This window comes from Bifidobacterium bohemicum DSM 22767, assembly GCF_000741525.1.
Lineage (GTDB): Bacteria > Actinomycetota > Actinomycetes > Actinomycetales > Bifidobacteriaceae > Bifidobacterium > Bifidobacterium bohemicum.
In genome coordinates, this window is sequence record NZ_JGYP01000002.1 from 719,036 (window position 1) to 742,020 (window position 22,985).

General features: G+C 58.4%; 17 protein-coding genes and 2 tRNA genes. 7 read left to right on the forward strand and 12 right to left on the reverse strand.

The genetic code is table 11. The features are described from left to right. Nucleotides 1-46: 46 nt before the first annotated feature. The 7 genes from BBOH_RS05215 to BBOH_RS05245 all read right to left on the reverse strand — a co-directional run bounded on the left by BBOH_RS05215 (nucleotide 47) and on the right by BBOH_RS05245 (nucleotide 10,821). Nucleotides 47-1,348, reverse strand: coding sequence for an adenylosuccinate synthase (locus tag BBOH_RS05215; RefSeq protein ID WP_033522140.1), 1,302 nt, complete (start codon nucleotides 1,346-1,348; stop codon nucleotides 47-49). 181 nt (nucleotides 1,349-1,529) lie between these two features. After that, a complete protein-coding gene (locus BBOH_RS05220; RefSeq protein ID WP_033522139.1) occupies nucleotides 1,530-2,435 on the reverse strand; it encodes a ribokinase in 906 nt (301 codons plus the stop codon). Nucleotides 2,436-2,776: 341 nt separating this feature from the next. Further along, nucleotides 2,777-3,442, reverse strand: a complete 666-nt coding sequence (gene rpe, locus BBOH_RS05225) for a ribulose-phosphate 3-epimerase (protein ID WP_033522138.1) — start codon at nucleotides 3,440-3,442, stop codon at nucleotides 2,777-2,779. Between the two features lie 14 nt (nucleotides 3,443-3,456). Next, nucleotides 3,457-4,455 (reverse strand): LacI family DNA-binding transcriptional regulator, encoded by a 999-nt coding sequence (locus BBOH_RS05230; protein WP_033522136.1) that lies wholly within the window; start codon nucleotides 4,453-4,455, stop codon nucleotides 3,457-3,459. Between the two features lie 139 nt (nucleotides 4,456-4,594). Beyond that, nucleotides 4,595-6,250 (reverse strand): PTS transporter subunit IIC, encoded by a 1,656-nt coding sequence (locus BBOH_RS05235; RefSeq protein WP_074428586.1) that lies wholly within the window; start codon nucleotides 6,248-6,250, stop codon nucleotides 4,595-4,597. Nucleotides 6,251-6,809: 559 nt separating this feature from the next. Next, the gene (gene fbaA / locus BBOH_RS05240) at nucleotides 6,810-7,937 is read right to left on the reverse strand and encodes a class II fructose-bisphosphate aldolase (RefSeq protein ID WP_033522134.1); all 1,128 of its coding nucleotides are present in this window, start codon (nucleotides 7,935-7,937) and stop codon (nucleotides 6,810-6,812) included. Between the two features lie 217 nt (nucleotides 7,938-8,154). Next, nucleotides 8,155-10,821: an HAD-IC family P-type ATPase gene (locus BBOH_RS05245; protein ID WP_044098227.1), complete on the reverse strand. Its 2,667-nt coding sequence runs from the start codon at nucleotides 10,819-10,821 to the stop codon at nucleotides 8,155-8,157. 1,218 nt (nucleotides 10,822-12,039) lie between these two features. Here BBOH_RS05245 and BBOH_RS08810 point away from each other — a divergent pair. Then, complete coding sequence (locus BBOH_RS08810) at nucleotides 12,040-12,258, forward strand: hypothetical protein (protein WP_152595389.1); 219 nt, start codon at nucleotides 12,040-12,042, stop codon at nucleotides 12,256-12,258. A 301-nt stretch (nucleotides 12,259-12,559) separates the two neighbouring features. Here the strand turns inward: BBOH_RS08810 and BBOH_RS05255 are convergent. The 4 genes from BBOH_RS05255 to BBOH_RS05270 form a co-directional block, all read right to left on the reverse strand. Then, nucleotides 12,560-12,630 (reverse strand) — tRNA-Gly (locus BBOH_RS05255). Nucleotides 12,631-12,817: 187 nt separating this feature from the next. Further along, the gene (htpX, locus tag BBOH_RS05260) at nucleotides 12,818-13,753 is read right to left on the reverse strand and encodes a zinc metalloprotease HtpX (RefSeq protein WP_033522130.1); all 936 of its coding nucleotides are present in this window, start codon (nucleotides 13,751-13,753) and stop codon (nucleotides 12,818-12,820) included. 308 nt (nucleotides 13,754-14,061) lie between these two features. Next, nucleotides 14,062-15,519 carry an FAD-dependent oxidoreductase gene (locus tag BBOH_RS05265; protein ID WP_033522128.1) on the reverse strand — a complete coding sequence of 486 codons (1,458 nt, stop codon included), beginning with the start codon at nucleotides 15,517-15,519 and terminating at the stop codon, nucleotides 14,062-14,064. 298 nt (nucleotides 15,520-15,817) lie between these two features. Next, nucleotides 15,818-17,716: a S1C family serine protease gene (locus BBOH_RS05270; RefSeq protein WP_033522126.1), complete on the reverse strand. Its 1,899-nt coding sequence runs from the start codon at nucleotides 17,714-17,716 to the stop codon at nucleotides 15,818-15,820. Nucleotides 17,717-17,958: 242 nt separating this feature from the next. Here BBOH_RS05270 and tgt point away from each other — a divergent pair, with 242 nt between their 5' ends. From tgt to BBOH_RS05285, 3 genes are all read left to right on the forward strand, one after another. Then, nucleotides 17,959-19,473, forward strand: a complete 1,515-nt coding sequence (gene tgt / locus BBOH_RS05275) for a tRNA guanosine(34) transglycosylase Tgt (protein WP_237743142.1) — start codon at nucleotides 17,959-17,961, stop codon at nucleotides 19,471-19,473. A 128-nt stretch (nucleotides 19,474-19,601) separates the two neighbouring features. Then, nucleotides 19,602-20,441 (forward strand): nitroreductase family protein, encoded by an 840-nt coding sequence (locus tag BBOH_RS05280; RefSeq protein ID WP_033522124.1) that lies wholly within the window; start codon nucleotides 19,602-19,604, stop codon nucleotides 20,439-20,441. A 263-nt stretch (nucleotides 20,442-20,704) separates the two neighbouring features. Then, nucleotides 20,705-20,790 (forward strand) — tRNA-Leu (locus BBOH_RS05285). Between the two features lie 204 nt (nucleotides 20,791-20,994). Here BBOH_RS05285 and BBOH_RS08815 read toward each other — a convergent pair. After that, nucleotides 20,995-21,159 (reverse strand): hypothetical protein, encoded by a 165-nt coding sequence (locus BBOH_RS08815; protein ID WP_156097526.1) that lies wholly within the window; start codon nucleotides 21,157-21,159, stop codon nucleotides 20,995-20,997. Nucleotides 21,160-21,485: 326 nt separating this feature from the next. Here BBOH_RS08815 and BBOH_RS05290 point away from each other — a divergent pair, with 326 nt between their 5' ends. From BBOH_RS05290 to BBOH_RS05300, 3 genes are all read left to right on the forward strand, one after another. After that, nucleotides 21,486-21,773, forward strand: coding sequence for a hypothetical protein (locus BBOH_RS05290; RefSeq protein WP_143242481.1), 288 nt, complete (start codon nucleotides 21,486-21,488; stop codon nucleotides 21,771-21,773). Nucleotides 21,774-21,924: 151 nt separating this feature from the next. Beyond that, on the forward strand, nucleotides 21,925-22,167 hold the full coding sequence (locus BBOH_RS05295) for a hypothetical protein (RefSeq protein WP_033522120.1): 243 nt from the start codon (nucleotides 21,925-21,927) through the stop codon (nucleotides 22,165-22,167). A 357-nt stretch (nucleotides 22,168-22,524) separates the two neighbouring features. Next, entirely contained in the window at nucleotides 22,525-22,785 is a 261-nt protein-coding gene (locus BBOH_RS05300; protein ID WP_033522118.1) for a hypothetical protein, read from the forward strand. Nucleotides 22,786-22,985 lie beyond the last annotated feature (200 nt).

Sequence of the window (22,985 nt, forward strand, 5' to 3'; positions counted from 1 at the left end):
CGGTCGGCGGGTACGCCGATCACCGCCCGACCATTCAGCCTCGCGCTCAGTCCACCAGCGAGCGCACTTGAATGATGTGGTCGCGCTGCGGGCCGGTGCCGATGGCGGAGATGCGGCAGTTGGAAAGCTCCTCGAGCCGCTTGACGTAAGCCTGGGTGGCAGCGGGGAGGTCCTCGAAACGGTGGGCGTGGGAGATATCCTCGGTCCAGCCGGGCATGGTTTCGTAGACCGGCGTGGCCTTGGCGAACGCGGCCTGGTCGACGGGCATGTCCTCGTAACGGGTGTGTGTGCCGTCGCCGTTGTCCACGTCGTAGGCGACGCAGATCGGTATTTCGTTCAGACCGGTGAGCACGTCGAGCTTGGTGAGCACGATGTCGGTCAGACCGTTGACCTGCGTGGCGTAGCGCGTCACGACGGTGTCGAACCAGCCGCAGCGGCGCGGGCGGCCGGTGGTCACGCCGAACTCGTGGCCTTGGTTGCGCAGCCATTCGCCGGCATCGTCGTTAAGCTCGGTGGGGAACGGACCTTCGCCCACACGCGTGACGTACGCCTTGGCTATGCCGATGACGCGGCCGATCTTGGTCGGCCCCACGCCGGTTCCGGTGCATGCTCCGCCGGCGGTGGGGTTTGATGAAGTGACGTACGGGTAGGTGCCGTGGTCGACGTCGAGCATGGTGGCCTGGCCGCCTTCGAACAGGACCGTCTTGCCTTCGTCAAGCGCACGGTTGAGCAGCAGTGACGTGTTGGCGATGTAGGGTTTCAGCCGCTCACCGAGTTTGAGAAGCTCGTCGGTGGTTTCGTCTACGTCGATTGGGCTGGAGTCGTAGATTTTGACGAGCATCTGGTTCTTCTGGTGCAGGCTTGCCTCGACCTTGTCGCGCAGGCGTTCGGCGTCCAACAGGTCGTGCACACGGATACCTACGCGGTTGATCTTGTCCGCGTATGCCGGGCCGATGCCGCGGCCGGTGGTGCCGATCTTGTGCTTGCCTAGGAACCGCTCGGTCACCCGGTCGAGGACACGGTGATACGGGGCGATAATCTGGGCGGACTCGCTCACCCGCAGCCGCGAACAATCGACGCCACGGGATTCAAGGCCGTCAATCTCCTTGAACAGCACCTCAGGGTCGACCACCACGCCGTTGCCGATGACGGGGGTGACCTGTGGGTTGACGATGCCGCTGGGCAGCAGGTGCAGCGCGTAGGTCTCGTCACCGACCACCACCGTATGGCCTGCGTTGTTGCCGCCGTTGAACCGTGCGACATAATCGACCTTCGTGCCGATAAGGTCGGTCGCCTTGCCTTTGCCTTCGTCCCCCCATTGGGTACCGATAAGAATGATTCCGGGCATAATCGACCTCCGAATTCGCGTTATTTCACCATTATTAGAATACCCGCACGCCTATACTGCCCTATTCTGCATCATCGGATGACGCCGCAAAGAGGCAAGCGTCCCTCTCATCGACCGCTTACGCGAAGAATAAGAGGAACGCCTTATTATTTGGTGCGTTAAGAAGCACGTAGACAAGGTCTCATCGCATTTCGTCAGAAGTGGGGAACGCGAAATGGTTACCGACACGGCTTACTTTCAGTGCAGCAGCACGGTTGGCGAAATTCACCGCCGCCAGAAAATCCTTATGCTGCGAATAGTGCACCGCCAGCGCTCCGGCGAACACGTCTCCAGCGCACACGCTATCGACCGCGTTGACCTTCACGGCATCGATCTCGTAAACCTGGCCCTCATGATAAACTACGCTCCCAGCGTCGCCCATCTTGACGATAGCGGTTTTGGGACCAAGCTCGACAATCGCTTTCGCGGCATTGAGGGCATCCACACGGTTATTGACCTTGATGCCGGTAATCCTCTCAGTTTCCTGCTGGTTCGGTGTCACACAATCGGCATATCGCATCGCTTCACGGAAGTAATTATCTGCCGGAGCCGGGTCTAGAATGATGTACATGCCCTTTTTGCGCCCCTCTTCCAGGGCAGTCATAATGGATTCCTTGCATGTTTCTAGCTGCAGGTCGAGCACAGGCGCGTCGATCTGGCTCATCGCCGTCTTGATGTCTTGCTCCGTTGTGGAATTATCGGCGCCCATCGTCCCGACCATCGTGTTCTCGGAGCTATCATCAATCTCGACGATGAACGTACCGGTGCCCAAATCTTCCGATCGTCTGACGAACCGGGTGTCCACGTTCCAAGAATCGAGATCGTCAAGTATCTGCTTGCCTGCGCCATCGTTGCCAACGCTGCCGAGCATCGCCACCTTGCCGCCAAGTTTAGCTGCGGCGACCGCCTGATTGGCTCCCTTGCCTCCCGGAATCATCGTTATACTTTTCGCGGTGGCGGTATCACCGTGCTTGGGATAGGTTGCGGTGAAGGCTTTGATGTCAAGATGCATGCTGCCAAGGACCACTACGTCATATTTCGTGCTCATTGTTTGTTCCTTTTTGTTTAGGGCATCATCGGACGCCGATTACGTAACCGGTTACGTAAAGGGGCGTATGAGTCGCGAGAGGCGTAAAAGGTACAGTTAACTCTCGCAGCCACCTTACGAACAGCGGTATCACGCGCTTGATGACGCTTAGTTATGGTGATGAATTATGGCTGATTGATAATGAATTACCGATTATGAATATATGAATGCTTGTCCGTATGACGCGATTTGGACACGGGACCGAACCTTTCGGCTAACGAAGTCAAGAGACTTTGCCATTCCAGCCCCAACAGCCCCGACCGGAGCCTTAATCTTTTCAGATAAGCGTCCATGCCGTCAGACTACGCTTGATCGAACAACAGCCGCGTATTTCTGACATTGTCGGCCAACGAAGAGCCCTGGCGGAAAATCGCACTGGTGCCACCGATGAACCTCGTGGCCCCACGTCGTGCGCACTCGGGAATGGTCCCGGCGCCGATATTGCCATCGACTTCAATGGGAATATCGCGCCCCCTGCTCCTGATTCGCCCAGCAAGGTTTTCAATCTTATCATACATTGGCTCGATAAATTTTTGTCCCGCAAACCCGGGATTGACAGTCATGACAATAACGTAATCAGTTACGTCATACACATAATCCAATGCCTCAAGCGGAGTCGCCGGACTGATCGCCACACCGGCTTCCGCACCGGCCCGGCGAATCTGGCTCAGCGTTCCTTGCAGGCTATTTGTCGATTCGGCATGGACGGCAATTCTATCCGCCCCGGCGTTAACGAACATCGAGACATACCGCTCAGGCTTATCCACCATCAGATGCATGTCCAACGGCCTGTCCGTCATATTTCTTACGCTTCGCACCAAATCAGGCCCAAGCGTGAAATTGGGGACAAAAGAACCATCCATGATATCTATGTGGTAGAAATCAACCCCCGCAGCATCCAACTGCTTGACATCCCGTTCCAGATTTCCCAAGTCCGCACACATCAACGAGGGACCTATCTCATACATTTACAACACTCCTTCTATACGCTCCTTGTCTGCGAAGTGTCACGTATGACAAGGTGCGGATCAATCATCTTTTTTTGCGGCTCGCTTCCAGCCTTGCTGCTTTGTTCGAATATGTCCAGCACCATATCCCCGATATTTTCGGGAAGCTGGTTGACTGTGCTCAGACGCGGGACCGAATATTTACTCATGTCGATATTGTCGTAACCGATGACCCTCATATCCTCAGGAACCTTCAAACCAGCATCGGAAATCGCCCGGAGCACGCCGAGAGCAATGGCATCATCCGAACAAACGACACCGTCGAAGTCACTGCGTTCCCTGAATAACGAGCGCATTGCCTCATAGCCGCCGGAAATCGAAAAATCACTGTATAGCTTCGTCACATGCCTCACACCAGCTTCGCTGATGGCACGCATGTAACCCTCATATCGATCCTCGGAGCTTTTTTCGGCGCTCGGACCCGAAACGAAGACAAGTCTCGAACATCGACCTTGCTGAATCAGATATTTTGTCGCTTGATAGGAACCGTTTACGTGATCGACCGACATCGCCGCGTATGGATGTGAGAAACACGCCCTGTCAATCGTCAGCGGCACAATCCCCTTACGATTCAGCGCTTCGAGGTCTCGCTCAGTGACATACAGCGAGTCAATAATCGCTCCCCGAACCCGGATATTCTCCATGAACTTCAGATAATATTCGACCTTGGTCCGATCATCCTCACTGTTGCACAGATATACGTGGTAACCTCTTAAAGCCGCCGCCTGTTCAATGCGACTCACCAGCTCGGCAAAGAACTGGTTGGTCAGATTCGGCACGAGCAAAGCGATGAGGTTGGATTCTTGCTGCGACAACGTCTTCGCCACGAAATTCGGCTCATAATCAAGCTCATCGATTATGGCATTGACCTTTTTTATGGTCTTTTTGCTTGCGCCTCCTCTCTGGTTGATGATTCGCGACACGGTTGCGGTGGATACTCCACTCATCTTCGCGATGTCTTTAATCGTTGCCATCTGTGACCTTCCAGTCCCGTTATCAGATAGAGCTCAATATCTTTCAGACTAAACCGGAGGGATGATTTGGCAAGTATTCACTAGGATGACATGGTCGCAGTATGCATACTCGCAAACCCGACCATGCCCCCGGCCGCAATCAACCAATCGTGGTCATTGCAGGAGTTCGGGACGAACGTAAACGATTACGCAGTGACGCCTTCACCGAACAAGAAGATTGCGGCAGCAGACTCCGGGCCTTCGACTTCAACCGAGCCTGCACGCTTGCTTTCATTCCAGACTGCGACGCGGAATCTGCCGCGCCTTGTTCACGATGCTCGACAACCTCACCATCACGATTCTGAATGGCTGCATTCCCGAGGTTCTCTTGGGTTGATGCCGCACCCGATTTGCCATCGCCGAGCGTAAGAGCCTCTTTGCGAAGCGTGCGGACATACCAGACGAACAGCGCGACATAGACGACCAAAGCCACAATGGAACCCAAGATGAGCTTCCAGTCCAAAGTCTTCGCCGCATTGCCAAAAAGCAAGGCGAGCATTTTCTCAATTGGGTCGGAATCCACAGCGCTGAACATTTCGTTCTTACTAAGGCCGGCAGGGAAGACACCCATCACCTTCGACGTCTGGGTGAGGAATGGCGCAATCAGGGTGGCCGCCCACAGGAAAAGCGGAATCATGATGACACCGATGATAGTCATGCGCATCACCTTTCCACGCGTACCGATAAGGAGTGCGGGCGCAAGCACGGTGAGTATGATTCCACCGAGCGGCAAGACGTTGTTGCCGGGAAGCACCATTGCAATAATCAACAGTATCGGCGCAAGAATGTTGGCCACGGCCCAGATTTCAGCGCGTGAGGCGAGAATCGGCCAATCAATGGCTACATACAGTTTACGGCCATGCATCCTGCGTTCCATGAATGAGCTGATGCCCTCAGACAAGGGCTCAATCGCGGGCCCGAACCAATCACCAACGATGCCGAACAGTTCCAGGGCGACTCCCGCGGTGAACGCCAATGTGAAGATATGCGGTGCGTCCTGCCTACCAAGCAAACCGACGAACACGCCAAGGTAAGCGCCGATCGCTCCCTTGCTGCCGAGGAAGCCGATCTTCTTGTTCAGAGTTTCGGCATCGAAGTCGTATTTGTCAATGATGGGGAAGATTCTGCTGATCAGCCTGTCAAGCAACACCACCACTGGCGTAACCAACAACTCGGGATGCGCGGTTGTGGTGATATTGGTCTCGTCATAGCCCAATAAATCGTTGATGGTTGGCTTCATCGCGTCGGCGTTGAACAGCATGAGGGCGTAGATGAAGACGACGAAAACCGACATCAGGAAGAAATTGCCGCCCGAACTCCAGTTGATCAGAAGCCCGAGAATCGAAACGTTCCAGATATTGAATAAATCGACGTTCAAGGTATTTGTGACCTTCAACGCCAGCATAACCAGATTGGTGACGATGCAGATGAATGCGAAATAGAGCGTATATAAGGAACTCCACGTAATCACGGCGATAGGAGCCCAGCCAAGATCGCTGATGGACAGATGCAGACCCGTGAACGAAACGAACGACTTCAACGCCGGTCCGAACGCTGTGGTCAGCAAAGAGATGACCGCACTCATGCCGGTCAAGGCCATTGCCATGCGAAGACCGCCCTCGAACGCCCGGCTCAGCTTGACACCGAACGCCAGCGAGAGCAACGTAATGATGACAAACATCATCGCCGCACCGCCCAAGCCGATAAACCAATTAAACCCCTGATCCAAGGTTCCCACAACTTTGGAGAAATCCATTGGTACACACCTTCCTGTGTCTAGTCTATGTCACTTCGTCGATGAATCATATCCGGTTACGGAATACGTAACCGATTACGTAAATAGACTATAGATGTCTTTGATGAAAAATGCAAGTTTGTATGGGAACACTTTCAATCATACTTGAAATTGAGCGGTTTTCAACCTATTCTCCCGTGCAAAAATGCACATTCCAATTTTTCGGCGTCTCATAACTTGTTTTTTTAAAAACCGATTACGTACATTATCGTTTTAAAATTCCGCATGACGACGAACAAAAATATCACCGCCGGAATCGGCCATTAGTTCATGCTTGCGATCAAAAAGCCCCATTCAAGCTTCCACTGACACCTTCCATCAACGCCTTACCGGCGCAGCTAACAACATCATCTCTCACCAACATTTCATCTGGTACCTGCACATTACAACCACCGGCAAAAAGATTCGACGATGGAGAATTGGGGGGGGGGTAGAACCCCGAAGACTTTCTGTCCCACACGCATCCTGCAGCAACGGTTGTCGTCCCATCCACAGGCGCGCTTTCAAACCAACGTAATCACTATTTGCGGGCCTTGCCCGCGGACCCGAGTTCCACGCAGGCCTCGACCACGCGACGAGCCATCGCGCTTTCGGCCTCGCGCCCCCACGAACGCGGGTCATAATACTGCTTGTCACCCACGGCGCCGTCCAGTTTGAGCACGTCATCGTAATGCTTGAACATGTGGCCTGCGACGGCTCTCGTGAACGCGTACTGCGTGTCGGTGTCGATGTTCATTTTGACTACACCATAACTGACGGCCTGTCTGATCTGTTCCAGCGACGAACCGGAGCCACCGTGAAAAACGAGCGCGAAGGGCTTGTCGACCGAGCTGGGCGCTCCTGCCGACCCGGCCAATCCGACCGGCCCCTCGGATCCGGCCGGCCGCGCGACCCCTGTCGACTCCGCCGATTGCCCCGACCCTAAGGCGTCCTGAATTTCGCCGAGCAGTTCAGGATGCAGCTTGACCACACCAGGCTTGTACGCGCCGTGCGCGTTGCCGAACGTGAACGCGGCCATATATGGCGCGACACTGGTCATGTCTTTGCCGCCCCGCCACAAACCCAGGCGACGCGCCACCTGACGGGCATCGTCCGGAGTGGAGTAAAGACTCGCGCCGGAATCTGCGACATGCCCGTCCTCCTCTCCGCCGACCGCGCCGACCTCGATTTCAAGCACGGTGTGGGCGCTGGCCGCTTCGCGCAGGAGCAGCGCCGCGACGTCGAGATTCTTATCGAGCGGCAGCGCGGAACCGTCCCACATGTGCGATTGGAAGGCCGGCTGTTCACCCCGCGCGACCTGCCGCGTTTCATGCTGCATCAATGGACGCACCCATGTGTCGAGGTACTGCGCCGAACAGTGGTCGGTGTGCAGGGCGACCGTGATGTGCGGGTAACGGGCCGCGACCTGTCGTGCGAAAGCCGCGAACGCAAGCGATCCGGTGACCCTGTCGTTGATCCGTTGCCCGGAAAGGTACGCGGCCCCGCCCACCGAAACCTGGATGATGCCGTCGGAATCGGCCTCCGCGAAGCCCTGCAACGCGGCGTTCAGCGTCTGCGTGCTGGTCACGTTGATGGCCGGGTACGCATAACCTCCCTGCCGCGCCGCGTCAAGCATTTCAAGGTACCGCTCAGGAGTAGCAATCGTCATGGCTTCATTATCCCCTCAACATGCAACAAGCGCACCAGGGTGCGGAACGTAAGCCCGGACTCGGCTTTCGGGCCTTGCATTGACGACGATGCCGCGTGCCCTCATCGGGATGACGGAAAGAACGGAACGCGGCCGTGCCCAACCGCCGAGCGTGCACCTATGCCCCGCCGAGGCACCAAAAGCGTAGACCGTACTTGTCGGGTGATGGCGGACTTTCCTATCCCTTGCGGTCGCGCAATGCAGTCAAGGCCCAAAGTATCGAAACCACGTCAATACCTTCCTGCATAAAAGCGCCGACGACCACGGGAATGAGATTGAACGCGGCCAGCACCATGCACACAATCGCCAGGCCCAAGCCGGCGATCACCGACTGCAAAAGCACGCGCTTGGTTTCACGGGCGATGACGATCGCCTGCGGCACGTCACCGATGTCGTCGTTCATGATGACGAGTTCCGCCGACTGAGCCGCGGCTGTGGAGGTACCGTCGGTCACCGCGACGCCGATATCGGCCGCGGCGAGAACGGGCGCGTCATTCACGCCGTCGCCGACCATCATCGAAACGGGACGCGGGGTGGGCTGGCCGGAAATCGTGCGCAGCAAGGCCGCGACCTTCGCGGTAACGCCGGAGGCCTTCTCCTGCGGCTCGGAGGCGACTGCTTCGACTGCGGCCAGTTTATCTTGTGGAAGCATGTCGGCACGTACATCGGCAATGCCGACCTCGGCGGCGATGACTTCGGCCGAGGCGCGTCCGTCACCGGTGAGCATGGTGATCTGCCGCACGCCAAGTGCCTTCAGGCGTTGCAGCGATTCCTTGGCATTGTGACGAGGCACATCACGCAATACAATACGGGCGACGATTTCACCGTCCACCGAAACGTATGTCACCATTTCGTCGGCGGCGCGTTCGCCGAACCGCGAGACCGGGAAAAGGCCGTCGCCGCTGGAAGCCGCCGGCGAACTTGCTGGGCCGGAATGAACCGGCTGACCGGACGCGCTGGTTCGAGTGGGCACGTCCGATTCACCGGATATGCCCGACCGGTTCGACGAATCGGATGGCCTCGGCGCCCCAGAAAAGACCGTTGAGTTCCTCGCCCCGCCCGAAGAGCCCGTCGACGTATCGGAAACGTTAGAAACTTTGGAAGCGTCGGAAACGCCTGAAGCGCCAAACGATGCTTGCGAACCCAATGATCCCGCAGCGCCTGGTTGTTCCTGTGATTGAGATTGCCCCAACGGAGCCGACACATAGTCGAAACGTCCCACGCGGATGAGACTTCCGTCGACCATGCCCTCGACGCCCTGCCCCACCTGCTCGTGCACACCGCGCACCACGGGGTGGGTGCCGAACGGGAAATCCTTGGAACGCTGATGTGGCTGAGTGGACTTGGCAGCGGAAACGGAAGCCGTCCTCGGTCGTACGACGCCATTCGAGACACCGGCTCCGGGGCCGAATTCCTCGCTTAAACGCCGCGCGACGGCGCGACCGGCCTCAACGATTCCGTGTCCAAGAATATGGACGGAATACGTCTCCACGATAGCCGCCATGGCAATGACATAATCCTCGAGCATCTGAGAGGTAAAGCCCGAATCGGGGCGCCGAGCGACAGCCGCGTACCCCTCAAGGTCGGCGGCCGCGCGGATCTTGCCCATCAAGGTGTCTCGCATATCATCCCGCACTTCGACGCGTGCGACCTGCGGACGCGACACGGTGAGCGTGCCGGTTTTGTCAAAGAAGATATGCCTCACACGGCCAAGGCTTTCGAGCACGGCCTGCGTTTTGATGAAGACGCCGGACTTGGCCAGCCGGGCGGTGCCGGCCACATACGCCACCGGAGCGGCAATGAGCAGGGGGCACGGGGTGGCCAATACGAGCACTTGGGCAAAACGCATGGGCGTGCCGCTGGCAATCCAAGCCACGATGGCGATGGCGAGGGAGACGACGGTGAACGGCACCGCGAGCACATCCGCCGTTCTGACCACTGGGGCACGGGAGGTCTGGGCGGCAGCGACCAGCCCCATCGTCTTTTGGTACTGCGAATCCTTCGCCAACTGCGTGGCACGCATAACCAGTGCGCCAGAGCCGTTGACCGCGCCGGACATGATGCGCGCCCCGGCAAAAACCGTGCGGGGCAGGGGTTCGCCGTTGATCGCGCTCAGATCAAGGGTGGCCGAGCCGCCCAGCAATGTGCCATCCACCGGCACCGTCTCGCCGGGCAGCACCACGAGCACGTCGTCCAGCGCAACCTCCTCGGCCGGGATGGTGCGGAAATGTGATGCGGCGCGCGCGGCGGTCGCGGAGGCGGCTTGCGAAGCGGAAGTGGGGTCGGAACCGGAAACAGGATGTGCAGCGGAACCCGATTCCGGTCGGGTTGCGCGACCTGATTCGGAACCGGCGTGAACCACGCCAACCGGAGCAGAACCGGTGGCCCGGAATCCGTCCGCTCTCTGCCGATCCTCCTGCGCGGCCCCCTGCCGGGCCTCCTGCGCGCGTAAGTCCCTACTGATTCCAGGGACGGTGGAGATATGTGCCATGCGGGGCGCGGCGTCAACCAGCGCGTTCAGGTTGCCTGCTGCCTTGCCTTGCGCGAAGGACTCGATGGCCTCACCGGACCAGATCATGAGCACCACGGCCCAACTGGCCCAGTACGCCCCGACTGCGAGGGTGGAAAGCAGTGCCAGAATGGCGAGAACATCAACGCCAACATGCCCTTGGCGTATGGACTCAACCATGCCGCGAACCGCGTCGACCACGGAAACGAGCACCAGCGCGACCACTATCAGCTGGCCCGCCGAGGGGCTGATGAACCACGAGGGCGAACCGGCCCACAAGCGCACGCGCCACAGGAGCGCGACGAACACGGCCGCCACGATGGTAACGGGAAGCATGGGGACCTGCCGGCAGATTTCGGCGGTCTTGCGAAGAATTCGCTTAATCACAACAACTCCTTGCGCTGTGTCGGGTCGGCCACGGCACAAGGTGCGCGACCGTCATACGGTCACGCCTTGTTAACCCATCGAAGGCTCGGCGCAACAGCGCAAAGCCACCGATACACGGCGTAAAGATATCACTTATGATAGCAGCTCGTGTGCCCTACGAGCCATGCTTTTTCGAGGTTGGCTCAAATCCAGTCCGTTTCCACATCAACACCGGGTTCCAAGCCGCCCGTAAATCGCTACCCTGATCGGCTGCCGTCACCTCGCAATGGGGGTGGCCCGCCCAGAAGCGACGCGATTGGTCCAGGACATTGCGGTTGCCGCATCAAGCTCATATCAGTGTTGCATCGAACTGAACTGAATTGCTCAAAAGGCTTGAAATCATTGGAGAACTGAGGGAATGCCGAAAAGCGGATGACGAGAGTCAAACTCACGATATTTAAAAGACCACGCATAGAAATATCGTTAGAATTCCAACGTTTTATTGGTTCTTTAGAAGTCGTTTTTAGTATCCCATGTAACAGCCATGTAACATTCTTCAAAAAACCTCGACCCCAGTGCTTGTTTCCAAACATCGGGGCCAGCGGCATAATCAGCGGGATGTAACAGACACCCCATCCGTTGCGGCCTCTCTGAGTAAAAGCTTTAATGGCCGGCTGAAATCCCAGCGAGTTACCCTGCCGCAACTGATACTGGCATCATATCACAGACGCTAATATTCCTTTTCTCGGATAGAATGAAACCGTCGTCAACGCCTTTTACCCGGGTGGAGGCGGCCGTGCGGTCTTCCGGCCGTATCGACCTCGCCGCGCTCGTCGTCATCTGGAGGCATCGCAGGCGCTAGCTAGGGCAGGCCCGGCGCGGGGCGACCCGCGTCGGACACTTCCTCCTTCGGTCCTTTGACTGTTCGGTTTCATTCTTCGTGTTGTCGAGCGTGCGGTGGATGGCGGCGCGACCGACGTCAAATCGGGCGGCGATCTCGTTGACGGTGACGGTGCCGGACCCGTAGAACTCAGGGACCCCGCCCAGCGTGGGCCCGGGTGAGTTTGGGCTTGCGCCCGCCCTTATGTCCTCGGCGACGTGCGAGCTGGAGGCCGGTGCGCGCCCGCGCCATGATCCCAGGAGGATCTCCGAGCACGTCATGGACGCGTTCATCACCATGCAGGGGGAGTGCGCGGAGCCGATACCGCACACCAACAGCCTCGTCGAGTCAAGGAACCGCCGGCCGCGCGACATGCCCCACAGCCACAAGGCCCATCGACGTTGCACAAGATCAAGGCCATCCGCCGGTGGTGCCACATGCACACCCCGGCACCGGAATCCTGCGCATGGCTCGCCACCCACGCCATCACCGACGAACAGATCGAACGGCTCAACGAACAGGCATGACAACACTCGCCCAAAGGCGCGGCACGCACCCTCGGCACACCGGAGAACTGGGGCACCGGCATCGATCGGAACGAAATTCCACACCCCCAACCAGATACCCCAATGCCACCGACTAGAGACACGTTTTTTGGCCTATAACCCCGGTAACGCGCATGAGCAAGGAGATAGAAAAGGCGGAGACGATTAGCCACCAACAAAACCGGCAACAATTTATCAAAATCGCAGTGATGTACGTGATTTTCCTGAATCACAGAAACGTTGATAAATCAACGATTTTGGTAGACTTCGTTGATACCCAAAGAGCGGATGACGGGAGTCGAACCCGCCTCTGAAGCTTGGGAAGCTTCCATTCTACCGATGAACTACATCCGCAATCGTACGCACACGACACATACGCTTAGTTATTCTACCACAGGCCGTCGGCAACCGTGCCGAACCCGTGTCCTACTTACGAGTGCAACATCCTTCCAGGCAATGGAATCCGAATAATTCCGTCATCCCGCGGATGTCGCACATCTCAATTGAACTCGGGCGCAATCGACGAATCATTATCGGATTCTTAACGACTCCGAGGCGCTGTTGACGAGCCCTCGACCGCATCCATCTGGCGCGCCATCTGCATCAGGCGCGCGATGCGCTCGGAGGTCGGCGGGTGCGTGGAGAACAGTCGGCTGAAACCTTCGGATCGGAACGGGTTCTGAATCATCATGGCGGCGGCTGATTGCGTGCCGGCGGTCTGCGGGAGCGGATCGGCGGCCGCGCCGTGTTCGATCTTGTTGAGCGCCGAAGCCAACGCCTCCGGGTCGCCCGTAAGTCTGCTGCCGTCCTCGTCCGCGTCATACTCGCGCGTGCGGGAAATGGCCAGCTGGATCAGCGAGGCGCCGATCGGCGCAAGAACCGAACTGATCAGCACTCCAAGCAGTCCGGAAATTCCAGAAGCTCCGTTCCGGTCATCGTCGCGCGCGCCACCGCCGAAATACATGAGCGAATAGCCCAGATACGTAATCACCGTCGCCATCGCGGAAGCCACGGCAGAGGTGAGGATGTCGTGATTGTAGACGTGCATCAACTCGTGGCCCAGAACTCCTCGAACTTCGCGTTCGTTCAGAATCCGCAAAATGCCCTGCGTGCAGCAGACGGCCGCGTGCCGCTCGTTGCGCCCGGTTGCGAAAGCGTTCGGACTGGTGGTCGGCGCGATGTAGATGCGCGGCATCGGCTTACCTGCCCGACCCGAAAGCTCACGAACGATGCGATAGAGTTCGGGTGCCTCGGCTTCCGACACCTGTTGTGCCCCCATCGAGGCAATCGCGACGCGATCCGAGAACCAGTATGATCCGAACGTCATCGCAAGCCCGATGACGACGTACACCCCCAATGTGCCGCTACTGGCCCCGGTCAACCACCAAATGACCATGATGACGGCCCACATCAGCCCGAAGAGCAGTGTGGTCTTAAGTCCGTTCCAATGCCCGTGTACCTTAAACGTGCTGTCCATAACCCAGATTCTAGTCGTCATATCTGTACTTTTGCTGTGAAGTACCCGAACGGAATGGAGACACGGCAAACGGGCACACAGTACGACCTGAGCACTGCGAACACACCGCCAGGCCAATAATCACGACAGAATCGCTACTTCGTCAACACCGATCAATTACGCTGCCGATGTACCCTTGCCACAAAGTCGTTTCAGACCAATGATCGACAAAACCGGTTTCCCGCGAGCCTTGAAGTCACCGCCGTTGCTTACGACGAAAACAAAGCGACCACCCGCCGAAAACTCCGACGGTGGCCGCTTCTATGATGTCAGCCTAAGGCCAGGGACCGCATCTGGTCCGGGTCGATCACCTTTTTGTGATCGCGACCCTCCTTGGCGCCCTCGGCGCGCTCGTAGGCGTCAACGCGCTTCCATCCGGCGAAGTCGATCGGCCTGACGCCACGTTCGTCGAGCAGACGGTCGATGGACCCGGGGTCGCGGTCCTTCGCAGGCAGCCCACCCTGAGCCAAATCCTCAAGCATGTTTCCGACGATCGCCAACGCATCGGATTTGGTGGAGCCGATCAGCCCGACCGGCCCCCGCTTTGCCCAGCCCGTTGCATACAGTCGCGGGCACACAGCCGCATCCCCCGTCTCGTCGGAGCTTGCGGGATTGTCGATGATGCGCCCGTCCACGTTCGCCAGCACGCTGCGACGCTCGTCATAGGCCACCCCCGGCACGCTCGCGGGTTTGTATCCGATGGCATGATAGACCGCCCCGACCGGATAGTCCACAAACTCACCGGTGTGGCGCATCACGCCGTCAGCTCCGGTCTGCGTGTGCTCGACTCGCAGCCCGACGACGTGGCCGTCCTGCCCCAGAACCTCAGTGGGCGCGGCGTTGAAGTGGAGATAGTACTTTCGTGGTGCGGGGTTTCCTTCGAAATCGACACCCCCGGCATCTTCCATGTCCTCGGCCATTTCGCGAATCACGAAAAGCTCCTCGACCATCTGTCGCGTGAGCTTGTCCTGTCCGGCGACCTCGATGGTCTGATCATCCAGTTCGAAGTCGTCCTCGTTGATGATCAGCTGCACGCCCGGCAGCTTCTCCATCTCGCGCAGCTCCTGCACGCTGAACTTGGCCTGCGCCACTCCACGCCGGATGAACAGGTGCAGTTCACGCGCCTTGTTTTGCGCGATTCCCTCGTAAACGTTGTCGGGGATATCGGTGCGTTCCTTCAAGTCGTCGGCGTTGCGCACCAGCTCGCGCGCCACGTCCATCGCCACATTGCCTCCGCCGATCACCGCCACGCTTTCGGCATCGAGCGGCCATGTGCGGGCGCCGGTCGGATAGCCGTCGTACCATTCCACGAACCGCGCGGCGCCGTGGACTCCGTCGAGGTCCGCGCCCGGAATCGTCAACAGCTTGTCGGCCACCGCACCCGTGGCGAACAGCACCTCGTCGTAGCGCGCCAGCAGGTCGTCCAGCGTCACGTCGCGTCCGAATTCAACATCGCAGTACAGGTGAATGTCGGGGTTGTCCAGCGTCTTCTCAAGCGCGTCCGCAATGAATTTGATGGCCGGGTGGTCGGGCGCCACACCGTAACGCACAAGCCCGAACGGCACCGGCAGCTTCTCGAACAGGTCGATACGCGCATGGCCTGGAAGGCCAAGGTCCGCTCCGCGCTTGGCCAGTTCACGCAGGAAAATATCGGAGGAGTACACACCTGCGGGGCCGGCCCCGACGACGGCGATACGCAGTTCGTTGTCATTATCGTTTTCAGTCATAGCTTCTAGATTATCGCAACGGGAAGGATTACGGAAAATTATTGCTCCCGGAACAAGCCCCATACATGACCAGAACAGATGGCTCGACCAAAGCACCGGGCCACCACCGTGCAGGCGCAACCAATCCGGTGGAACACCCCGCAAACCGGCGCATCGCCAGCAAATTCACGACAGAAAACCCAAGAGAATAGACTCGGCGGGCGAGGCTCCGAACGACATGGACCATATGCCGTTCCAGCGCCCCCGCCCGCCGAATCGTTACCTCCGAAATCCGTTCAACGATTCCGGTTTCACCGATTTACCAAAGGCCGAAGGGATCGAACAGGCCGCCGCCACCGTTGCCGTCCGAACCGTCACTGCCGGAACCGTTGCCGTTGTTGCTCTTGCCCTTATTCCCGTTCTGCTTCGGCGTTTCGGAACGGTTGGAGCCGCTGACCTTCGACTCCTGCTGGTCAAGCGTGACGTCCACCTCAATGGTCTTGCCGTCACGAACGACCGTCAGTTTCGCCTTGTCGCCCAGGGAGGCCGCACGTACGTACCCGAGCAGCGCGGAATTCGAACCCACCGCGTTGCCGTCGAAGGCGACGATCGTGTCGTTGGCCTTGATGCCGGCCTTCGCCGCCGGGCTACCTGGCGAAACGGCGGCGCCGCCATTGGAAGGAGTGGTCACCTGCGCGCCGCCGCGAGTGATGCCGTCGGCCTCGACCGTCGCGCTCTTGATTGCGACGCCAAGCACGGCGTGCTTGACCGAACCGTTTTCCAGAATCTCGTTGGAAATGCGCTTGACGAGATTCGAGGGGATGGCGAAACCGATGCCGATGGAACCCGACTGTCCACCAGAGGAGGACGCGGAGGCGATCGAGGAGTTGATGCCGATGACCTGTCCGGCCGCGTTGAAGGTCGGCCCGCCTGAATTGCCCGGATTAATCGCCGCATCGATCTGGACCGCGTTGGTGACGATCTCGGATTGCTGATTGTCGTCCATCACCGAAACCGGACGTTCCAACGCTGAAACGATGCCGGTGGTGGCGGTGTCGTCGTAACCGAGCGGATTGCCCACGGCCATCACGTTCTCGCCGACCGCAAGCTTGTCCGAATCCGCGAACGCCACAGGCCTCAGATCACTGGGCGGGTTCTGCAGCTTGATGACCGCCAGATCCGTGGAAGGATCGGCACCTACCACGTCGGCCTTGTACATCTGACCGTTCGAAAGAGTCACGGTAATGTCTGTGCTGCCGGAGATGACGTGGTTGTTGGTCACGACATGCCCTTTGTCGTCGAGCACCGCACCGGAGCCCTTCGCGACGCCTTGGCTCACCGTTGACTGAATCGAAACAACCGACCCCTGCACATTCTGCGCGACCGACTGCCAGTCCGGGGCCTGACCTCCCTTGACCGAAGCGGAGCCGGAGCCGGATTTGTTCGACGAGATGCCCGACATCGAACCGGAGGAAGGCACCTTGATCCAACCATTCGAAATGCCGGCCCAGCCAAGGCCGAGGCACAGGAAGGCCGCGACCAAGGCGGCCACCACCGCGGTGATGACATTGCTCGACGTCATACCGGACTGCCTTGCCGCGCCTGGCGCACCGTTCGGCCCCTGCGGGACATTTGGATCTTGCGGAACGTTGGGGCCATAGAAACCACCACCATTGGCTCCGGCACCCGCGCCGTTGAATTGACCCTGCGCATAGTACGGGTTGGCCTGGGGCGAACCGTTCCGGGATTCGGAAGAACCCCGGTTGCCTTCAAAGCCGCGGAAGATGCCGTTCCAAGGCATGCCTTTGGCAAAATCATCGCCCGGGTTGGACGGATTGCCTTGGTCCTTGGGGGTCTGACCATACTGCGGATTCGCGCCTGCCGCATTTTGCGTTGGAACCGTGCCGTACGCACCGTATTCCGGAGCGGGACGATATTGAGCCGTCGCGGATGCGGATGGTTCAGTCCCCGCATCGGCATCGGCCTGCTCGGAATCCCGGGTAGGCCGTGAAGACGCGCCATCAGGCCGATAAGTCGTGTGGAAAGTCTCGGTTGGAGCGGTGCCGGTATCCTGTGTCGCATTTACGCCATTCGGAATCACTTCGGTCGGAATCTGACCACTCGCATCGTCGCGGACATTCGAAGATGTCGTCTGCGTATCCTCATTAGGACGCGGGCGCTGGCTTGAACCCCACTCGTCCTTGTTATCTTCAGCCATTGCTGCTCCTTATGTACGGTTGTACGGTCTCAATAAACAGTCTTACCAAGCGTTCGACACCGCGTCATATTATGACACCACCGCAGAACGTGATACCTATAGTAAAGCACCCGTTCTCAACGTTTGCTGAATGTTTCTTGAAAGAAATACCTCAACCCCTTACGATATTACTTAGCACCACCGATTGCCACGAATGGCCTACTTGCGCTTATTTGAGACCGCCTTCGCCTAGAGTGAATGCCATGAGCACTTTTGACATTGACAGACCGGCAGCAGGCAACGACGAGAGTCCGTCCGCCCTGAACGAGGGCAACACGCACGATGTGTCGCGCGAGTCCAAGCTTTCTCGCAACACCGATACCGTCATGCGTCGGGGGACGCCGAATGTGGCCTCCGAAGCGACTCTACACGCGCAAACACATTCCGGCACGAACAGCTGGAACCCGGCACCAAGCGCTTCGGGACTTCTCGAACACCCGCTTGGGGCCGTCAAAGGCAAGCCCGCGGACCGCAGCAAGTTCTGGTTCGAACAGAAGACGCGGCTGGCGGACTCGGCCAAAGGACTTGGACGCGGCGGAGCCCGATACGGACGCACCGGTGTTCTGCACACTCCGCACGGCGATATTCGCACGCCGGTGTTCGTGCCGGTGGCCACGCAGGCCGCAATGAAGGGCGTTCTGCCGGAGATGATGAAGGATATGGGCGCGCAATGCCTGCTATCCAACGCATTCCACCTGTTCGAACGTCCCGGCGAGAACATCCTTGACGAGGCCGGCGGGCTGGCACGATTCGAGAATTGGGACGGACCGACCTTCACCGATTCGGGTGGGTTTCAAGTGCTTTCGCTGGGAGCCGGGTTCAAAAAGACGCTTGCGATGGACGTCACCGACATGAAGTCCGACGACGTGATCGCTCCAGGACGCGAGCGTAAGGCGTTCGTGGACGAGGACGGCGTGACGTTCAAATCCCCGCTCAACGGGGCGGAGCACCGTTTTTCCGCCGAAATCTCGATGGGCATCCAGCATAAGATCGGTGCGGACATCATGTTCGCCTTCGACGAGCTGACCACGTTGATGAACACGCGCGGCTATCAGGAGCAATCGGTCGAGCGCACCTTCCGCTGGGCGAAACGTTGCGTGACGGAGCACCAGCGGCTTACGGAGGCGCGGCTGGGCAAACCGTACCAGGCGCTTTACGGTGTGGTGCAGGGTGCGAATTACGAGGACCTGCGGCGTAAAGCGGCTTCCCAGATCGCCTCGCTCGATTTCGACGGCGTGGGTATCGGCGGGGCCATCGAGAAGCGCATCATCGGCGACATATGTGCGTGGATCTGCGATGAGATGCCTGAAAGCCGGCCTCGGCATGTCCTTGGAATCGCGGCGGTGGATGACATCTTCGCCTGTGCGGAGAACGGCGGCGACACCTTCGACTGCGTGGCTCCGGCCCGTTGTGCCCGCAACGGCGCCATCTACACGCGCGACGGCCGGTACAACATCAAACGTGTGGCGAACAAGCGCGATTTCGGACCGCTTGAGGAAGGCTGCGACTGCTACACATGCACGCACTACTCGCGCGCCTACGTCGATCATCTGCTCCGCGCGCACGAAATCAACGGGGCCACCTTGGCCACCATCCATAATGAGCGCTTCTTCATCAAGCTGCTCGACGACATCCGGGACTCGATCGACGGCGGTTACTTCGATGAATTCCGCGACGAGACCCTCGCCCGCTACTATGCGCACGGATCCAAGGGGTGAACGGACGTTCCGGCCCGGCTCACACATAATAGGTGACGTATATCACACATGGGGCCTCCCCGCAGACTTCCTCTGCCGTCGTTCAGGTACGATGGGAGACGCTCACCAGCGGCCACGAAAGGGTTGACATGGATTTGCATGAAGCGATGCTGCAACGGCATTCCGTAAGAATGTATACGGACGAGGCGGTCAAAGCCGATGCCCTACAAGCCATCGAAACGCAGATAACGAGTTGCAATGCGGCTTCGGGCCTTCACATCCAGATGGCAAGCGGGTTGGACGACGCGTTTTGCGGATATAAGACGCATTACGGTCGCTTTGCTGGGGTCCACAACGCCATCGCTCTGATAGCCGACATCCCATTGCCTTATGATTTGCAGCCAGGAAAGACGGGCAACGGCGCCGCGGACCACATTCCGAGGCAGGAGGCCTCGATTGAGGAAGCCGTGGGCTGGTACGGGGAGCGGCTGGCGTTGACGCTGACGCAGCTTGGTCTCGCCTGCTCGTGGGCGGTGCTCGACGACGCGACGAATGGTTGGTGGGACCTCGATGGCACCGAACGCGTCATGTGGGTGATCGCGTTCGGTCACGCGGCACGCCCCGGGGCCAGGCATCACAGCAAACCGCTGGAATCATTGTGCTCGTTGACCGCCAGTCTAGGGGCAAACGCGACACTGGCCGACGCGCCCGAGTGGTTCCGGCGCGGCGTCGAGGCGGCCTCGCTCGCCCCCACGTCCCTCGGCCAGCAACCATTTATTTTCGAACTTGCCTCTCGATCGTCCACTGAGCCCGCATCGGCGTCTGTCGCGGATCAAGAACCGTACGGAGCCGGTTCAAGAAGCAAGTCGGCAACCGCCGAGGTAATCGCGCGCGCCACGCCCGGCCTTTTCGCCCACGTAGGGCTCGGCTGCGCCAAGTGCCACTTCGAGATCGGAGCCGGCGCCGAGCATTTTGTTTGGAAGCGCTAAAGCAGTATCTTCACCCCTCCCACCGCCTTTCATTCCACAGGCGCCTTACGACGGGGAAAGCCGCACGAAATGGCACGCAATGGGTTTGTTCCAACGCGGCTATGCTCCATCATCGCCGGTTCTCTCACTCCACCGTGCGTCCCGGGAACGGGATTCGACCGGATGTTTGCGGCGACGATGGCAGGCAGAGGCCCACTAACTCAACACGCCGTTTGCCCTCGGTTGCATTCGTCCTTGGGCGGCGGTAATCTTGTCCCTTGTCTGCGAGTATGGCGGAATGGTAGACGCGCTGTCTTCAGGTGGCAGTGAGCGAATGCTCGTGGGGGTTCAACTCCCCCTACTCGCACCACAGTTTGAGGCTTCGGGAACGTTGAATTGCAGTGGTTCCGAAGCCTCAGTTTTTTACGAAAAACCCGGAACACAACAGGAAATATAACGCTTTTCCGATAACTCACGTGATTCAGAGCCATTCAAACGGCCTTATCGGCAATCAGTCAAAAGACCGAAGGAGGAAGTGCCCGGCACGGGTCGCCCCGCGCCGGTCCGGCCCTAGCTAACGCCTGCGCCACCTCCAGATGACGACCAGCCCGCAACCGACAACGATCGTGAGCAGCACGTCAACCACCGCGTTGTCCGCGTTGGCCGCCGGCACGACGACAAGCGCCGTGATGGCCTGGATGATCTCAGGCTCGTCAGAACCCTTCCTATCATTCGGCATATCAATACCCTTTTATACGAGCCGTCGGCCCCGGAACCTGGGAACAGGAACCGGGGCCGAGGCATACTTGGTCTCCTTAAAATCTCTGCCCACTTTCTGCCCACAGATTGCCCACAGATTGCCCACAATTTACTGAAAACACGATAATTTTTGGTGAATCGCAGCAATGACAGCAATCACATAATCGTTGGAATTGCAACGTTTCTGCGCCGAACCCTATAACGTTGGTCTTTGGGGACATTCCTAAAGAGAATAAGTCTATTCAATGGTTCGGGAAAGATCCTGTTTTGGTCGGAGCCAGATGGCCGGTACATAAAGAGGGTGCTTTGAGTGAGGATGCCGGCAAAGAGGCGATGCTTCAGCAAGGAAAAGATTTTGTGCTCAATGAGCTTTCAGAACAAATGTCCACAGACATGTTGGCGGTTGGCGCGAAGTTTGAGGAAACGCAGAAGCGGCACCAGGGCGAGCTCGAGAATGAGGTATTGTCTTTGAAGCGGAAGATTGACAGAGTTGTCGATACTTCGGAAGAACAGAATCACGAAGAATCGTGTTCGACCGTCCCGCAGTCGCAACCGGGAACCGGGGAACGAACTGATTCGATATGCCGAAACTGAATATGGGCTACAAAAGATGAGGGGTTGACCCTGATGCTGTTGAGTTACGCGCGCGTGAGTACGTTGGAGCAGAGCGAGGATCTTCAGACCAAAGCACTTAAGCGTCGGGCGCAACGGACGCTCCGAAGATGATGAGATAAGGATATATCTGATGACAAGTTCACAGGACGAAAAGGAATTCCAGGAATACAAGAATTACCTAGCCCAACCGTCACGACCCCTGCAAAGCGACCCTCTGGGGGAGACCAAAGGGGAGGACGCCCGCAGGTTCGGGGCGGCGTTGGCCGACCCCGCCACCAACAAACGGCAGTTGTTCGCCACCCTTATGGGACACCCAAGCCTCGAACAGCAGACGAAGGGCCGTGGCGAAAGTGTGCAGTACACCTACGCGTGACCCCGCAATTCAATGCATACATTAAAGAGGCCGTCAAACGAGAGAAGCTGAAAACCGTAGCGAATATATTCGAATGCTTATCGCCCGCGACGCCGAGATGCACCATATTGATCTGGCTGGCTCGCTGGTTTAATATAAGTCTGGTGGCTGATATGCCCGAGGGTATTTGATGTCAGTGAATCGAAACAATATGAGCTTCGCAGCTCATATTGTGTGCGTGAATGGGGAGGAACCTGTCCGATAAGGGGTTTCGCCCCATCCGGTCTTCCGAGTTGTTATGTCTTTAATGCGATACTCCGCAAGTGCCGACAACTGGCCACACCTCATCGCGAAATAATCTTCGAAAGGTAGGACTAGATGAACAGGACACAAAAAGAACAGGATGAGATCCGTGATTGGGCCGCCGACCTCAACCGTCAGGTCGAGCTTGGCGAGATCAGGCCCGTTCCCGGCGCCAAGGTGTATCGGGGCGAACACGCGGAGGCGATGACCGGCGATGATCTGCTGGCGATATTCGAGGGTCGTCCGCGCGAGGAGCATCTGAACACTTCCGCACTGATCCGCAAAGCTGTGGCCGAGTATCTTGGCAGGCACCACTTTTCCGCACGGCCGGCCTGAGATGAAGGCAGCAGGGTGCATTTTGAGAACTAAGGGACCCGAACGCCGCGAAACATCCAGTCGCATATGGGATTCGGTAGGCTTTAGGGACTGCGTGCATCCCGCGTTGTTCGCCTCGTGGTCCGAACCGATAATTGTGACGAGTTTCCGGGAGGATGAAATGAACGACGACATGACCGAATATGAGAAGGCGCTGGACG

Bases quoted from the DNA above. Each gene is read 5' to 3' on its own strand.
- BBOH_RS05280 (WP_033522124.1), top strand. From the start codon at position 19,602: ATGGATTTGCATGAAGCGATGCTGCAACGGCATTCCGTAAGAATGTAT.
- BBOH_RS08815 (WP_156097526.1), bottom strand. From the start codon at position 21,159: ATGCCGAATGATAGGAAGGGTTCTGACGAGCCTGAGATCATCCAGGCC.
- rpe (WP_033522138.1), bottom strand. From the start codon at position 3,442: ATGTATGAGATAGGTCCCTCGTTGATGTGTGCGGACTTGGGAAATCTG.
- BBOH_RS05300 (WP_033522118.1), top strand. From the start codon at position 22,525: ATGAACAGGACACAAAAAGAACAGGATGAGATCCGTGATTGGGCCGCC.
- BBOH_RS05270 (WP_033522126.1), bottom strand. From the start codon at position 17,716: ATGGCTGAAGATAACAAGGACGAGTGGGGTTCAAGCCAGCGCCCGCGT.
- BBOH_RS05215 (WP_033522140.1), bottom strand. From the start codon at position 1,348: ATGCCCGGAATCATTCTTATCGGTACCCAATGGGGGGACGAAGGCAAA.
- BBOH_RS05235 (WP_074428586.1), bottom strand. From the start codon at position 6,250: ATGGATTTCTCCAAAGTTGTGGGAACCTTGGATCAGGGGTTTAATTGG.
- fbaA (WP_033522134.1), bottom strand. From the start codon at position 7,937: ATGACGATTGCTACTCCTGAGCGGTACCTTGAAATGCTTGACGCGGCG.
- BBOH_RS05245 (WP_044098227.1), bottom strand. From the start codon at position 10,821: ATGCTTCCCGTTACCATCGTGGCGGCCGTGTTCGTCGCGCTCCTGTGG.
- BBOH_RS05230 (WP_033522136.1), bottom strand. From the start codon at position 4,455: ATGGCAACGATTAAAGACATCGCGAAGATGAGTGGAGTATCCACCGCA.
- tgt (WP_237743142.1), top strand. From the start codon at position 17,959: ATGAGCACTTTTGACATTGACAGACCGGCAGCAGGCAACGACGAGAGT.
- htpX (WP_033522130.1), bottom strand. From the start codon at position 13,753: ATGGACAGCACGTTTAAGGTACACGGGCATTGGAACGGACTTAAGACC.
- BBOH_RS05220 (WP_033522139.1), bottom strand. From the start codon at position 2,435: ATGAGCACGAAATATGACGTAGTGGTCCTTGGCAGCATGCATCTTGAC.
- BBOH_RS05295 (WP_033522120.1), top strand. From the start codon at position 21,925: ATGACAAGTTCACAGGACGAAAAGGAATTCCAGGAATACAAGAATTAC.
- BBOH_RS05265 (WP_033522128.1), bottom strand. From the start codon at position 15,519: ATGACTGAAAACGATAATGACAACGAACTGCGTATCGCCGTCGTCGGG.